This is a genomic window from Amphibacillus xylanus NBRC 15112 (assembly GCF_000307165.1).
GTDB lineage: Bacteria > Bacillota > Bacilli > Bacillales > Amphibacillaceae > Amphibacillus > Amphibacillus xylanus.
The window spans coordinates 2,541,886-2,557,756 of record NC_018704.1 but is presented as its reverse complement, the minus strand read 5'-3'; the positions used below and the strand labels follow the sequence as shown (position 1 = coordinate 2,557,756).

The 15,871-nt window shown below is 34.9% G+C and carries 14 protein-coding genes and 1 other annotated feature; of the genes, 11 read left to right on the top strand and 3 right to left on the bottom strand.

Translation table 11 applies throughout. The features are described from left to right. Positions 1-158: 158 nt before the first annotated feature. The 7 genes from ychF (at position 159) to serA (ending at position 7,003) form a co-directional block, all read left to right on the top strand. Entirely contained in the window at positions 159-1,259 is a 1,101-nt protein-coding gene (gene ychF / locus AXY_RS12050) for a redox-regulated ATPase YchF (RefSeq protein WP_015011108.1), read from the top strand. Between the two features lie 137 nt (positions 1,260-1,396). Beyond that, complete coding sequence (gene rpsF, locus AXY_RS12045) at positions 1,397-1,684, top strand: 30S ribosomal protein S6 (RefSeq protein WP_015011107.1); 288 nt, start codon at positions 1,397-1,399, stop codon at positions 1,682-1,684. 18 nt (positions 1,685-1,702) lie between these two features. Next, positions 1,703-2,194, top strand: coding sequence for a single-stranded DNA-binding protein (gene ssb / locus AXY_RS12040; RefSeq protein ID WP_015011106.1), 492 nt, complete (start codon positions 1,703-1,705; stop codon positions 2,192-2,194). Positions 2,195-2,214: 20 nt separating this feature from the next. Then, complete coding sequence (gene rpsR / locus AXY_RS12035; RefSeq protein ID WP_015011105.1) at positions 2,215-2,448, top strand: 30S ribosomal protein S18; 234 nt, start codon at positions 2,215-2,217, stop codon at positions 2,446-2,448. Positions 2,449-2,630: 182 nt separating this feature from the next. Beyond that, the gene (gene rsxC, locus AXY_RS12030) at positions 2,631-3,950 is read left to right on the top strand and encodes an electron transport complex subunit RsxC (protein WP_015011104.1); all 1,320 of its coding nucleotides are present in this window, start codon (positions 2,631-2,633) and stop codon (positions 3,948-3,950) included. Further along, positions 3,950-4,942 carry an RnfABCDGE type electron transport complex subunit D gene (locus tag AXY_RS12025; protein ID WP_015011103.1) on the top strand — a complete coding sequence of 331 codons (993 nt, stop codon included), beginning with the start codon at positions 3,950-3,952 and terminating at the stop codon, positions 4,940-4,942. Before rsxC ends, AXY_RS12025 begins: the two co-directional genes overlap by 1 nt. 127 nt (positions 4,943-5,069) lie before the next feature. Continuing rightward, positions 5,070-5,306 (top strand) — a binding site (T-box leader). Between the two features lie 110 nt (positions 5,307-5,416). After that, positions 5,417-7,003, top strand: a complete 1,587-nt coding sequence (gene serA, locus AXY_RS12020) for a phosphoglycerate dehydrogenase (RefSeq protein WP_015011102.1) — start codon at positions 5,417-5,419, stop codon at positions 7,001-7,003. 53 nt (positions 7,004-7,056) lie between these two features. Here the strand turns inward: serA and AXY_RS12015 are convergent, their stop codons facing one another. The 3 genes from AXY_RS12015 to AXY_RS12005 form a co-directional block, all read right to left on the bottom strand. Continuing rightward, positions 7,057-8,421 (bottom strand): MATE family efflux transporter, encoded by a 1,365-nt coding sequence (locus tag AXY_RS12015; protein WP_015011101.1) that lies wholly within the window; start codon positions 8,419-8,421, stop codon positions 7,057-7,059. A 668-nt stretch (positions 8,422-9,089) separates the two neighbouring features. After that, positions 9,090-9,845, bottom strand: coding sequence for a glycerophosphodiester phosphodiesterase family protein (locus AXY_RS12010; RefSeq protein ID WP_015011100.1), 756 nt, complete (start codon positions 9,843-9,845; stop codon positions 9,090-9,092). Positions 9,846-9,995: 150 nt separating this feature from the next. Then, on the bottom strand, positions 9,996-10,781 hold the full coding sequence (locus AXY_RS12005; protein WP_015011099.1) for an HAD family hydrolase: 786 nt from the start codon (positions 10,779-10,781) through the stop codon (positions 9,996-9,998). 242 nt (positions 10,782-11,023) lie between these two features. Between AXY_RS12005 and AXY_RS12000 the strand changes: the two genes are divergently transcribed. From AXY_RS12000 to dnaB, 4 genes are all read left to right on the top strand, one after another. Continuing rightward, positions 11,024-11,968: a YybS family protein gene (locus AXY_RS12000; RefSeq protein WP_015011098.1), complete on the top strand. Its 945-nt coding sequence runs from the start codon at positions 11,024-11,026 to the stop codon at positions 11,966-11,968. 39 nt (positions 11,969-12,007) lie between these two features. Beyond that, complete coding sequence (locus AXY_RS11995; RefSeq protein WP_015011097.1) at positions 12,008-13,978, top strand: DHH family phosphoesterase; 1,971 nt, start codon at positions 12,008-12,010, stop codon at positions 13,976-13,978. Continuing rightward, complete coding sequence (gene rplI, locus AXY_RS11990) at positions 13,979-14,425, top strand: 50S ribosomal protein L9 (RefSeq protein ID WP_015011096.1); 447 nt, start codon at positions 13,979-13,981, stop codon at positions 14,423-14,425. Between the two features lie 68 nt (positions 14,426-14,493). Further along, positions 14,494-15,861, top strand: a complete 1,368-nt coding sequence (dnaB, locus tag AXY_RS11985; RefSeq protein WP_015011095.1) for a replicative DNA helicase — start codon at positions 14,494-14,496, stop codon at positions 15,859-15,861. Positions 15,862-15,871 lie beyond the last annotated feature (10 nt).

Sequence of the window (15,871 nt, the reverse complement as noted above, 5' to 3'; positions counted from 1 at the left end):
ATGGTTTTATAAAAATAACCTGAATTAATGCAAAAATAACGATAAAAACTATTGAGAATAGCTGTTATAACAAACTTGAGTTTTATTAAGATGAAAACTATAATAGAACAGAAGTAACGTTATTGTAACGGGTATAATATTAAGGAGTGGAAATTAGTATGGCATTGACAGCAGGAATAGTAGGCCTTCCAAACGTCGGAAAATCGACATTATTTAATGCGATAACACAGGCGGGAGCAGAGGCAGCTAACTACCCGTTTTGTACAATTGATCCAAACGTTGGGATTGTAGAGGTACCAGACCATCGTTTGAGTAAATTAACAGAACTAGTTAAGCCGAAAAAAACAGTCCCAACTGCATTTGAATTTACAGATATTGCAGGGATTGTAAAAGGTGCAAGTAAAGGTGAAGGATTAGGGAATCAATTTTTATCACATATTCGTCAGGTAGATGCAATTTGTCATGTTGTTCGTTGTTTTCAAGATGAAAATATTACGCATGTATCAGGTAAAGTTGACCCAATTGCAGATATTGAAACAATTAATTTGGAGTTAATTCTAGCAGATCTAGAAACTATCTCAAAAAGAATTGACCGCGTAGAAAAATTAGCGAGACAAAAAGATAAGGATGCAATTTTTGAATTTGAAATCTTATCTAAACTTAGAGATGCTTTTGAAGTAGAGCGACCAGCTCGTTCTATTGAATTTACAGATGAGCAAATTAAGTATGTAAAAGGTTTGCATTTATTAACTCAAAAACCAGTTCTTTATGTAGCGAATGTATCTGAAGATGGTATTCAAGATGCAGATCAAAATCCATATGTGCAAAAAGTTCGTGAGTATGCTGAACAAGAGCAAGCAGAAGTAGTTGTCATTAGTGCTAAGGTTGAATCAGAAATAGCTGAACTCGACGGGGAAGAAAAACAAATGTTCCTTGAAGAATTAGGTATTCCTGAATCTGGTTTAGATCAATTAATTAGAGCAACGTATCATCTATTAGGTTTAGCAACATATTTTACAGCTGGTGAGCAAGAAGTTAGGGCATGGACCTTTAGAAAAGGGACGAAAGCTCCTCAAGCAGCTGGAATTATTCACACAGATTTTGAAAGAGGATTTATCCGAGCTGAAACAGTATCTTATGATGACTTATTAGATGCAGGTTCAATGGCTGTTGCTAGAGAACGTGGTAAAGTTCGTTTAGAAGGAAAAGAATATATTGTGCAAGATGGTGACGTGATTCATTTCCGCTTTAATGTTTAATCGTAAAAATTCACATCTTAACACTTGCTAATATAGCAATGTTTTGATATAATTTTTGATTGTGAGTAATGAAACTAGTTACTCCTTGTTCTTTGAAATTTCAAAGGACCGCTAAGACCAAAAGGAGGTGTAGACGGATGACAAAATATGAGATTATGTACATCATCCGACCAAATATTGAAGATGAGGCAAAAACAGGCGTTATTGAACGTTTTAACTCAATTCTTACTGATAATGGTGCGGAAATCGAAAAAGTTGATGAAAAAGGCAAAAAACGTTTTGCATATGAAATCAATGATTTCACTGATGGATACTACGTTGTAATCAACTTTAAGTCTGATGAGAGAGCAATTAACGAATTCGATCGTTTGGCTAAATTCTCTGATGATATTCTTCGTCACTTAATCGTACGTGAAGAAGACTAATAATAGGGAGGGGTTCTCATGTTAAATCGTGTCGTATTAGTTGGCAGATTAACGAAGGATCCGGACTTGCGCTATACTGCAAATGGAACTGCAGTAGCTAATTTTACTGTAGCCGTAAACAGACCATTTACAAACCAACAAGGAGATCGAGAAGCAGATTTTATTAACTGTGTCATTTGGAGAAAACCAGCAGAAAACTTGGCAAACTACATGGGTAAGGGAAGCCTCATCGGTGTAGATGGTCGAATCCAAACAAGATCTTATGATGGACAAGATGGCAAGAGGGTTTACGTTACAGAAGTTGTAGCTGATACTGTTCAATTTTTAGAAAGTAGAAATAGTAACAGAGGAACTTCTGCGGGCAGTGGTGAACAAGGGTCTGGAAGTAATCCATTTGAGCAACACCAGAACCAACAGCAAATGCCAAGTCAGAATCAATTCAATCAGCAAAGCAATGTAAGTGAAAACTTAGAACCAATTGATATATCAGATGATGATCTACCATTTTAGTGAGTAAAGGAGTGTTGAATATGGCACCTCGTCGAGGAGGACGCTCAAGACGTCGTAAAGTATGCTATTTCACAGCAAATGGCATTACACATATTGATTATAAAGATGTTGATTTATTAAGAAAGTTCATTTCAGAACGCGGTAAAATTTTACCACGTCGTGTAACAGGAACTTCAGCTAAATATCAACGTAAATTAACTAGAGCAATTAAACGTGCTCGTCAAATGGCGTTATTACCATTTGTAGCTGAATAAGATAACATTTTAAAACCTATCTATTTTGTGTTTGATAAATTATCGAACACATTAGAGATAGGTTTTTTTGTTGTGAAAAAATTCGAATATTACTAAAAAAGAGGTTTAAACTGCTTAAAAATAAGGTACTTTTTTAACTAATGTATTTATTACATGTACTAAACTTTAAGGAGGGAAAATTGATGAAAATTAAATTAATGCGAAAAAGAGAAGGTGTCTATAATGAAGTGAGAAAAGAGCGCACTGATGAACGTCCAATTGAAGCAGCAACAGTACCTGAATATCTTGTATTTCCGTTAAATATGCATATAGGTGCTCCTGCAAATCCAATAGTTGAAGTAGGAGATAAAGTAAAAATAGGAACCCTCATAGCAGAGAAAAAAGGTAATATATCTGCTAATATTTATGCTTCAGTTTCAGGTGAGGTATTTGATATATCTGATCAACCAACTGTAAAGGGAATTGCCCCATGTATAACAATCAAAAATAACTATAAAGAAGAGTGGGAAGAACCATTCTATAGTGAAAATGATAAATTAACAGTTACGCAAATGAAAGAAGTCATAGATAAAGCTGGGATTGTCGGTATGGGTGGTGCAACTTTTCCTACATCAGTAAAATTATCACCACCAAGTGGTACACGAATTGATACTTTGATTATTAATGGTGCAGAATGTGAACCATATTCAACCGCTGATCATCGATTAATGGTTGAACATGCAGTTGAATTAATTGAAGGTGTACGAATATTAGCCAGGATTTTAGATGTTAATCAAGTTTATGTTGCATTAGAAAGTGATACACATGATAGTGCTGAAGAAATGAAAAAAATTATCGATCAAGAAGATCATATTGACATCGTCGAATTAGAAACGATTTATCCTCAAGGATCAGAAAAAAATCTAATTAAGAAATTGACAAATCGTGAAGTTCCCTCTGGTGGATTACCTGCAGATGTACATACGGTTGTAGTTAATGTAGCAACCGCCTTAGCCGTTTACGAAGCCATTCATTTAAGACGTCCTTCAATTGAAAGAATTACCACTGTTTCTGGTGAGCCTATCAAAGAACCAAAAAATTTACGAGTTAGAATTGGCACCCCAATTAGCTATTTAATTGATGATTGTCATGGTTTTTGTACTAATCCAGGCAAGATGATACACGGTGGACCAATGATGGGTACAACAATAAATTCTGGTAGAATCCCAATTACAAAAGGAACATCCGTTATTACTTTTTTAGAAAAGGGAGAAGCGTTACGTTCTGATCGAACTTCGTGTATAAAATGTTCTGAATGTCTAAACGTGTGTCCTGTTAGTTTGCAACCAATATTAATTAGTCAAGCATATGAAAATGGCGATTTAGATAAAGCCGAGAGACTAGGAGCGTTAGACTGTATTGATTGCGGCAATTGTTCATATATTTGTCCTGCTAAAATTCCACTACTAGATAATATAAGAGCAGCTAAAAAGGAAATTCGCTCACGTCAGGAGGCAAAATAATGGTGGAGAAATATGAATTTGATACAAATGGTTTAGTAATGTCTCCATCACCTCATTTATTTTCAAAACGAACATCAGCTTGGATTATGCAACAGGTGATTATTGCATTAATTTTCCCTGCGATAGCTGGCACATACTTCTTCGGTTTAAAGGTTTTAATAATGCTTTTTGTCGGAATCTTTTCAAGTGTGTTGTTCGAATATTTATATCAAAAAATAAGTAGGAAAAAAGTTACGATCTCCGATTATAGTGCTGTAGTGACAGGAATGTTAATAGCACTTAGCTTACCAGTTACGGCACCACTATGGTCCATTATTCTAGGAAGTGGATTTGCTATACTAATCGTTAAACAAATTCCGGGTGGAATTGGAAGAAACGTATTTAATCCCGCTGTTGCTGCTCGAGTTATGTTAAAACTATTTTTCTCACCATGGATAACAAATTGGGTTACGCCAGAACCAGATGTTGTAGCTACTGCGACTCCTTTAGAATCTATTGGTTACTTTTCAAAGACTGTACCAGAGGAAATACCTGATTTATGGGATTTATTTTTAGGTATTGGTTTAGGTGGAAATATTGGTGAAACATCAAAATTAGCTATATTAATTGGATTAGCATATCTAGTCATTCGAGGGATAATTAATCTTAAAATTCCAGTGTTATATGTTTTAACTGTTGCCATTATCATGTCAATCTACGGTGACTTTAGTTTTACGTATATGATGTCACACGTATTAAGTGGAACACTCTTGTTTGGTGCCACGTATATGGCGACTGATTATAGCTCGGGTCCATTAACTCCAGATGGGAAAACAGTATTTGCAATTGGCTGTGGAATGTTAACGGCAGTGATAAGAATCGTATTTAATTTTCCTGGTGGTGTAGGTTTTGCTATATTAATTATGAATGCTTTAGCACCAACAATTGATAAGTATTTAGCACCTAGAATTTATGGGCATAAAAAACGTATATTAAGAAACAGTCTTAATTAAGTAAGTGTTGATTAGGGGTGGGCAAATTATTTTGTCCCACTCTTTTTTTATAAAAATTTGATAATTTTAATTGACATTTTTAATAAACGTGCTAGTATATAATAAAAATTCAAAATAATTAGATAATATAAAAACGAGGATGAAGACATATTTATTGAATTAAACTTTTTTAGAGAGCTGGTGGGTGGTGCGAACCAGTAAGTTATTTAGTAAATTCCACTTCTGAGTTGTTAAGCTGAACGATATTAGTAAGCTTAATCGTTAATGGACGTTACCCAGGAATCCAATTAAGAATTGATTGAAGATCAATCAATAAAATTAGGGTGGCACCGCGGAAATAGAATAACAACTTTTCGCCCCTTACGAGTGTACGTAATGGGTGAAAAGTTTTTTATTTTAAAGGAAAGGGGTGCATCCTAACTACTAAGCTGTTATTAACAAAGTTAATAAAATTTAGATAAGGGGAATGATCAAATGACGTATCGAGTATTAATTAGTGATCCATTAAGCGAAGATGGTATTTATCCTTTAAGAGAAGCAGATAACCTAGAAGTAGATATTATAACTGATCTAACACCAGAAGAACTTGTTAAGACAATCGTTGATTATGATGCATTGCTCGTTCGAAGCCAAACAAAAGTAACGGAAGAAGTTATTGCAGCGGGTAAAAAACTAAAAATAATTGGTCGTGCAGGTGTTGGTGTAGATAACATTGATCTAAAAGCAGCTACAGAACATGGTGTCATTGTAGTAAATGCTCCGGATGGAAATACGAATTCAGCAGCGGAACATACAATTGCCATGTTAACTGCATTAGCTAGAAAGATTCCACAAGCGTATTATGCACTCAAGAATAAAAAGTGGGATCGAAAAACTTATGTCGGTGTTGAGTTAAAAGGAAAGACGTTAGGTGTCATTGGTTTGGGTCGAATTGGCCGCGAGGTTGCCCTTAGAGCAAAAGGACAGCGTATGAATGTCATTGCCTATGACCCATTTTTAACTGATGAAAAAGCGGAGCACATTGGCGTGACTAAAGGAACAGTTGAAGAAGTTGTTCAAGCCGCTGATTTTATTACAATCCATACACCATTATTAAAAGAAACGAAAAATTTAATCAATCAGAAAATGTTCGATAAGATGAAACCAGGCGTACAGCTAATAAATGTTGCTCGAGGCGGGATTATCAATGAGGATGACCTTTATGATGCAATTGTAGCAGGGAAAGTTGCAGGAGCAGCACTTGATGTATTTGAAGTGGAACCCGCAGTAGATAATAAATTATTGGAATTACCTGAAGTTATTGCAACACCACACTTAGGAGCAAGTACCGTTGAGGCGCAAGAAAGTGTTGCAATTGATGTTAGTCATGATGTCGTTCGATTATTTAATGGTCAACCAGTCAAAAATCCAGTCAATATGCCAGCAGTTCCAAAAGATATTATGAAAAAAATTGAACCGTACTTTTATCTAGCTGAAAAGCTTGGGAGATTCTTAACAAACCTTACTGATGAAGTGATTAAAGAAATTAAAATTTCATATTCAGGGGAACTCCATAACGTAGAAGTTGCACCAATCACAAGAAATACAGTTAAAGGACTGTTAAAGCCTCACTATGGTGAGAGAATTAACGATGTCAATGCAGCATATTTAGCTGAACAGCAAGGTATTGTCATTAATGAACATAAAACAAGTCATCCAAAAGATTTTACAAATCTAATAAAAGTAGAAATTAAAACAGATACCGAAACAAAAGCTATTGCAGGAACATTATTAAAAGGATTTGGTCCACGAATTGTTCAGGTAGAAGAATATCGTGTTGATCTTGTTCCTGAAGGACATTTAATTTATATCCACCATAAAGATCAGCCTGGTGCAATTGGAAGAGTCGGTACTGAACTTGCTAAAAAGGGTATTAATATTGCAACAATGCAAGTAGGACGTAAAGATATTGGTGGTGCGGCGATTATGCTGCTTTCAGTGGATGAAGAAGTAACCGATGAAGAATTACAAGTATTACTTGATCTTAAAGATATTTATAAAGTTAGTGCAGTTGAGTTATAAGATAAAAAATAGCAATGTCCAGCGGATTAAATTCGTTAGACATTGCTATTTTATTATTGTGCTTGTAATTTCAGCTTCTCTTTACGATAAGTAAAGCGTAGACGAATGATAAAGCCAATTGCAGCACTAGTTAGGCCAATTGAAATACCAAACCAGAAACCAGCTGGACCGAGATTAGTTTGTGTAGCTAATAAGTACCCGACAGGCATACCAATCATCCAATAAGAAACAAAAGCGATAAAAAATGGGACGGTAACATCTTTAAACCCTCTTAGCACTCCTTGTAATCCAGCTTGTACACTATCAGACAATTGGTAGAGAATAGATACGAGGAAGAGCTGAGCTGCAAGTGCAATCGCTTCAGGATCATTTGAATATAGCTTAGCAATTTCTTCACGGAAGAAGAACATAAACGTTGCAGTGAGGATCAGAATTGTCATCCCACTAGATACGCCCAGGAAAGTATAATGTTTAGCCGACTTAAGTCGGCGTCCACCAACAGAATAGCTAACAACTATAGTTAATGCCATAGATATACTTAATGGAATCATAAAGATAAGCGTTGTAAAGCTTATCACAATTTGGTTTGCTGCTATTGCCACTGTTGAGAACATCATACCAATTAATAGTGTTACAACTGAAAAAATACTTGATTCAAAGAAAATAGATAATCCAATGGGTACACCTATTTTCAATTGTTCTAACCAACTTTTCACAGAAGGTTTTACCCAATTAACAAAAAGACGATAATGTCTAACATTTTGAAGTTTAAAGGTCATAAAAATACTAATCATTAGTGTTATCCAATAACTAATTCCAGTTGCATAACCTGCTCCAATACCACCCATTTTAGGCAAACCTAATTTTCCAAATATAAAGCAATAATTGAGAACGATATTAAATGGTACAGCAATAAGTGTAATTAACATTGAAATACGCGTATAACCTTGTGCATCATAGAAATTTCGTAAAACATTAGAAACAAATAGTGGGATAATTCCAATTGAAAGACCAATTAAATAGTTTAGCGCAATGTGTCTTACATTTGGCTCAAGATCCATGTAATTAAGAATCGGTGATAAGAAGATTCCACCTACAGAAATGATCAAAACAGCAGTTATGACAGCTAAATAGATAGCTTGAGTTACAGTAAAGTGAATTTTGTTATTTTCATTTTTCCCTAAGTAATGAGCAACAATAGGAGTAACAGCAAGGATAATACCATTCATCCCAGTAAATACAGGAGACCATAGACTAGTCCCAATAGCAACCCCCGCTAAGTCTTCTGTTCCAACTTGACCTGCCATAATCGTGTCAACTAAGTTCATGAGTGCTAGACTAATTTGAGTGACCATAATTGGCCATAATATTTTTAAGAATAGTAGAAATTTATCTTTTAATGTTTCAGCGTGATACATGATATCTTCTCCCTTTTATACCACAAATAACTTTGACAAGTGTAATAACCATAGAATTGAAATGTATGTAAGTTGTTAACCGTTAGTATCTTAGCAGATATAATAGCCAAAGACAAATAAGACAATAAAACTGTTCTATAGTTTTTGGTGCTGGTGAGTTCTTTTACGAATTTGCTAACCCCTTTTTTGTGTTTCCATAGAAAAAGACCAGCAGATTCCTTTATAATTAAGTCGACGAAAACCAATTTAAAGGAGAATCTACATGGCCTACTCTCATGGTATACGAAAAACATTTAATATTAAAGACGAAGAGTTAGATCCCTTACATTTTTAGAGAACGAATGCAAGAGGAAACTGCTTAGTTAAAATAGCAGCCAATTAATTTAGAAGTGAAAAACAGCAGGTGAAATACACGAGACTCCTGCGGGAAGAGCACGAGCTGAAGATCCACTAAGGCAAGCGTTCTTTGCTGGCCTTAGTTAGCTAAAAGCCGTGCCCGCGGAAAGCGAGTGTATTTCACCTGCGGTGAACAAGTTGTATCTTTATTAAAGCTAATATAAATTTATTCGCGACTAATTATAAAACCTACCAACACTATTTGACATTGAACCAATAAAACATCCTTTCAAATGGAAGGATGTCTATTGATTAAGTATCAACATTAATTTTTAACTCGAATTTGCCTTTAATTCATGTCGGATTTGAAGTGCACGATCTGGAAAATCAGTAATAATCGTATCAACCTCTTTGTTTAGAAAATAAATTAATTCACTTGTTTTATTTACAGTCCAAACTTTAATATCTTGCATACTAATGTCTGAAGTCATTTTGATATGTTTAATCAGTGACTTATCAAGGTGGATCTTGTTTAGTTGAAATTGCTTTAAATAATCTTGTAATAATGGGATAGGTTGTTCGACTAGAAAACCAATATTACAATTTGGATCACAAGCTCGTAATCGGGCAAGTGTTGGTAAATGAAATGAAGAATAGATAACGTTTAATGATGGTGCATATTGCTTTACACAGGAAATCACCATTTCCTCAATACCAGGATAGTCAAATTGAGTTGTTTTTAATTCAATATTCAAATCGATCTTGGCTAACGCAAAAATCTCTAAGGCTTCTTCTAATGTAGGAATACGTTCTAAATCCCATGTTGATTGATAATGTGTAAATGATTTAAATGACTGATTAAGCTTCAATCTTTTCAGATCAACGAGATTAAAGTCTTTAACATAACCACTTCCGTCAAAAGTTCGATCAACAGTTGCATCATGGATAACAACTAATTGACGATCTTTAGTTAGGTGCACATCAAGCTCTATTCCATCGACTCCCGCCCTTATAGCTTCGTGAAAACTGAGCAAAGTATTTTCCGGGAAATAACCTTTACTACCCCGATGCCCAAATACTTTTGTCATCTTCCTCACCTCTATTCAAATAACTGTATTTTGAAGGCAATTATAGCATAGGCAAATTAAGTTTGGACTAACAGCTAAAAATTTAATTAAACTTTTACAGTAAAAGGTTAATCCGTGCGTCAATAACAACAAAGATTAACCTTCCAAATGTTATTTTTGTCTAGAAATAGATTCAATAATTGGAATGATTTCTTTTAGCCTATCAACTTGATAAGTAGGGATGACATTGTCAGCAGTTTGCTTGTGATGATTAATCCAAATATTTTTTATCCCCGTTCGGTTAGCACCGAGAATGTCAGTCATTAAGTTATCACCGATCATAATGACCTCTTCAGCTGTTACATTTGCTATATTTAGTGCATACTCAAATATTCCCGGATCTGGTTTTCCACGTCCAAAATCACCTGATATAACAATATGATTAAATCGTTCAGCAATTTCAGGCGTTAACGTTAATTTTGTATTTTGTAATGAAGGTGCGCCATTAGTTAATAGTAGTAGCTGATATTTGTCTTTTAGTTGGTCAAGTACATCAAATGTTTCAGGGTAGACATACGGATGGTTGAGTCGTTCCTTTATAAACTGTTTAGCAAGTGTATCTCCCAAGGTTGGGTTGTCAATCCCACAAGCTTTTAACCCGTTAGTCCAGGCTGCTTTTTGATATTCAGGCATAAGTTGGTACATTTTTTCAAAGTCTTCGCCAGCATCATTAAATGTTCCCCAAAGTCCTTCAAATGGATTAATACCAATCATTTGAGTAAATGGATAAGTAGGGTAGCTTTCATATAACTTTCTAGCTTCGTTTCTTACAGCTTGTTCAAGTACATTAGGATCTAACTCCTTTACATGTTGACAAGTAGCTTGAAAGGCCATTTCGATACTTTTTTTATCCCATAATAATGTATCATCTAGATCAAAAAATAGTGTTGTAATCATGACATGCGTCCCCCTTTGACTAATTAGGCTTATTATATCAATTTATCTCAGGAAAAAGAAATACTATTCAAAAAAGTGAGACTATTGTATCGTTTGTTTTTTTAAAATTTACTAGCTATAATAGAAAGTAGACTTATTGTCAATTATTAATGAAGAAACGACTAAATTTTAGATTATTTAGAGCACAGCCATATGCTGTGCTTTTTCTCACATGTAATAAAAATATTAATGAGGTGTGGCAGATGGATAGACAACAGAGCCGCTTAATTAAAGATGGTTTTCTTTTAGGGGCAATAATTTTCGCAATATTACTTGTAACATTATACATTCCCTTTTTAGGCTATTTTTCGATTTTGCTGTTACCGGTTCCAGTTGCAGTCTTTTGTTATCGATATGGTTGGAAATCAGCAGCAATATTTAGTGTGATTATATTACTCCTTATTTCCCTATTTGCTTTTTATTTCTTTATCATATCTTTACCAATTACATTAGTAGCAATTATCGCTGGATTATTTATCGGTGAGGCACTAAAAAGTAAACGACATCCATATGAAGTGTGGAGTAGAGGAACAATCGGCTATGCCATTGGATTTTTAATTCTACTATTAATTATTCATTTCTTATCAGATCAAAGTCTCGTTACAGAATATCAATTAATGATTAAAGAATCACTTGATTCAACCCAATTACTACTAAGTGAAGCAGGAATCGAATTATCAACAGATGATATTAGATCAATTGAGAAAGATATGATGCTGTTACTTGACCTAATACCATCGATTTTAATCATGGTCTCAATGTTATATGGTTTTGTCTCACAATGGTTAACCCATAAAGTATTAAATCGTTTTGACCAAGCTCAATTAGCCTTTCCAAAGTTTCGTTCGTTTAAAATCCCGAAAGTTATTTTAACTATTTACTTTTTTATCGTCATTTTGTCATGGTTTAACTTTGAAGGACTTTCATTATTAGGGCTAATATTTTTCAATGCCGGTCTTATATTAGGATTTTTATTCACGCTTCAAGGAGTGTCTTTTATTATTGATCTTTTGGCAAAAAGGCGACAACCTAAAATTGTCTCAGTATTAGTCATTATAATTATTGTAGTATTTCTACCTCTAGGGATGTATCTAACTAGAATCTTAGGTATAATTGATGTAGGATTCAACCTAAGAAATAAATTATAATGATCATGAATCGTGTAAGCTATTTAGGAGCTGAAAGGTATGCGTAATACAATTGAAAAATATAGTCCAAGCATGCATATTATCCTTATTTACTTAATTGCATTTATTCTATTAGGATTCACTTGGTTTTTACAATGGATCCTAGGATTAGTAATGACAATTTTACTTGGGCTTTCTCTATATTACACAATCCGTCAAGAACAAAGAGAGATTGTGGAACAAGAAAAATATATTATGACTCTATCGCATCGAGTGAGGAAAGTAGGAGAAGAGGCACTATTAGAAATGCCTGTTGGTATTCTGCTTTATAATGATGCTTTTGAAATTGAGTGGGTCAATCCTTACTTAAATCAGTTTGTTAAAGAAGGAACCTTTGTTGGTAAAAGCTTAGACGTTTTTTCTAAAGATATAATTACTGCCATTAAAGAAGATAAACCTAAAGTGAATTTTTATTTAGAAGATTGTCATTTTGCTGTAACGATAAAAAAAGAAGAGCGTTTATTATATTTTCTTGATCAGACTAAGCAAGTTAAAATCCAACATCATTACAACAATGTTAAGCCCGTGCTAGGGATCATCTATTTAGACAATTATGATGAAACAACAAAGACAATGGATGATACAGGGAGAAGTCAGTTGAATTCCCATGTAACATCAATATTAAACAAATGGTCTAATCATTATGGAATTTATTTAAAGCGAATCTCTCAAGACAGGTTCTTAGCAGTCTTAAATCAACAAATATTAGAAGCTTTGGAGAAATCAAAATTTGAAATACTTGATGAATTTCGTGAACTGATTTTAGATAATAATAATGTCCCGTTAACGATAAGCTTTGGCATTGGTCACCGATCAAACCAATTAACTGTATTGGGAGAGTTGGCTCAATCAAGTTTAGATCTAGCGCTTGGTCGTGGTGGTGATCAAGTAGTCATTAAAGATACAGAAGGAAAAGTTCGCTTTTTTGGTGGCAAAACTAATCCGATGGAAAAACGGACACGCGTACGTGCTCGCGTGATTTCAAATGCACTTAAACAGCTAATGGTTGAAAGTGAACAAGTCTTTATTATGGGCCACCAATCCCCTGATATGGATTCGGTAGGTTCAGCAATAGGTATCTTAAAGATGGCGCTAGCGAATGAAATTGAAGCATTTATCGTCTTAGATGTTAATGAATTAAACTTTGGTGTTAGTCGACTAATCCAAGAATTTAAAGACACTGAACTGTGGGATTACATCATTAGCCCAGATCAAGCAATAGAATTAGTGACAAAAGGTTCGCTGATTGTCGTTGTAGATACCCATCGTCCATCGATAGTAATTGAAAGTCGTCTATTAAATAAAACCGATCATATTGTCGTTATTGATCATCATCGCCGCGGTGAAGAATTTATTGAAGATCCAACTTTGGTTTACATGGAGCCATATGCTTCATCAACAGCAGAGCTTGTCACGGAATTAATTGAGTATCAGGCACCATTAGTTAAATTAAGTCGACTTGAGGCAACTGCTTTATTAGCAGGGATTGTTGTTGATACGAAAAACTTTAATTTCCGAACAGGATCAAGAACATTTGATGCCGCGTCATACTTACGCTCAAAAGGTGCAGATACAATTTTAGTCCAAAACTTTTTAAAAGATGATTTAGAGGATTTCATAAAGAGAAGTCACTTAATTGAAAGAACTACAATTTATAAAAACAATATTGCTATTGCCGTAGCAGAACCTGGGCAAACATTTAACTCAGTAGTCATTGCTCAAACAGCAGATACATTGCTGGGCATGCGAAATATATTAGCTTCATTTGTAATTTCAGAGCGTTCAGATCAGCGTATTGGCATAAGTGCTAGATCCGCTGGTGATATAAATGTTCAACTGATTATGGAACAAATGGGTGGTGGGGGGCATTTATCAAATGCAGCTACACAACTCGAAAACATATCAGTTCAAGAAGCTTATCAACAACTTATTGAAATAATTGATCAATCGATTGAGGGAGGAAATGAATAAATGAAAGTAATTTTCACAAAGGATGTAAAAGGAAAAGGTAAACAAGGGGAAGTTAAAGACGTCTCAGAAGGTTATGCACGTAACTATTTATTTAAAAACAATCTAGCGATTGAAGCAACACCAGGTAATTTAAATGCATTAAAAGCAAAGCAAAAAAAGGAACAACGTAAAGAAGCGGAAATTGTAGCAGAAGCAAAAAGTTTAAAAGAGAAATTAACAAAAATTGAAGTGGAAATCAAGACAAAAGCTGGAGAAAATGGCCGCTTATTTGGTTCAATTACGAGCAAGCATATTGGTGATCAACTAGCTAAAAGCCATAATATTAAAATTGATCGACGTAAAATTGAATTAGATGAGCCAATTCGTACTTTAGGCTATACAAACGTGCCAGTAAAATTACACCCTGAAGTTTCAGGAGTCATTAAAGTACACGTAGTTCAGGCTTAATTAATGAAGGGGGTTAATTGCCCTCTTCTTTTACATATGGTGAGATATCTGAAGAAGGAGGACCTTTAATGAGTGATATGTGGGAAGAGCAACGAACACCGCCCCATAATATAGAAGCGGAGCAGGCGGTGATAGGCGCTATTTTTCTAGAGCCAGATGCTATGGCAGCAACTGCAGAATTTTTACAGCCGACAGACTTTTACCGCGCAGCACATCAACGTATTTATCAGGTCATGCTTAAGCTAACAGACCGTGGTGAACCGATTGATTTAGTCACTGTAACGACAGAGTTAGCGGATGCTAAGTTATTAGAAGAAGTTGGTGGCGTTTCATATTTGACTGAACTAGCTAATGCCGTACCAACTGCTGCTAACATTACTTATTATGCGAAAATTGTTGAAGAAAAGGCCTTACTTCGACGGCTAATATCAACTGCAACTAATATTGTAACTGAAAGTTTCACTAAAGAAGACGATGTCGAGGAAGTAATCAGTAATGCTGAGAAAAACATTCTTGAAGTAAGTAATCGAAAAAATGCAGGTGCATTTAAGAATATTAAGGATGTTTTAATTGATGTTTATGATAATATTGAAAAACTTCACCGACATGGTGGAGATGTAACAGGAATTCCAACGGGTTTCCGTGATCTTGATAAAATCACTTCTGGTTTTCAGCGAAATGATTTAATTATTATTGCTGCTCGTCCATCTGTAGGTAAAACTGCTTTTGCGTTAAATATTGCTCAAAACGTTGCAACGAAAACAAGCGAGAATGTGGCAATCTTTAGTTTGGAAATGGGCGCAGATCAACTCGTAAGTCGTATGTTATGTGCAGAAGGAAATATTGACGCTCAACGTCTAAGAACAGGTAAGCTTGAACCAGACGATTGGGGTAAGCTAACTATGGCAATGGGGAGCTTATCAAATGCAGGAATCTTCATTGATGATTCTGCTGGGATTCGAGTTAATGAAATTCGTTCTAAGTGTCGACGTCTACAACAGGAACACGGACTTGGCATGGTCATTATTGATTATTTACAATTAATTCAGGGTAGTGCAGCAAGTGCAAAGGAAAACAGACAACAAGAAGTGTCTGAAATTTCTCGATCACTAAAAGCACTAGCTCGAGAGCTTAGTATTCCTGTGATTGCTTTATCACAGCTTTCCCGTGGTGTTGAATCAAGGCAAGACAAGCGTCCGATGATGTCGGATTTACGTGAGTCTGGAAGTATTGAGCAAGATGCTGATATCGTAGGCTTCTTATATAGAGATGATTATTACGATAAAGAATCTGAAAAGCAAAACATCATTGAAATCATTATCTCTAAACAGAGAAATGGACCTGTAGGAACGGTAGATTTAGCATTTATCAAAGAATATAATAAATTTGTTGATTTAGACCATCGTTATGCAGCTTCTGATATACCACCAGCCTAGATTAGGCAAA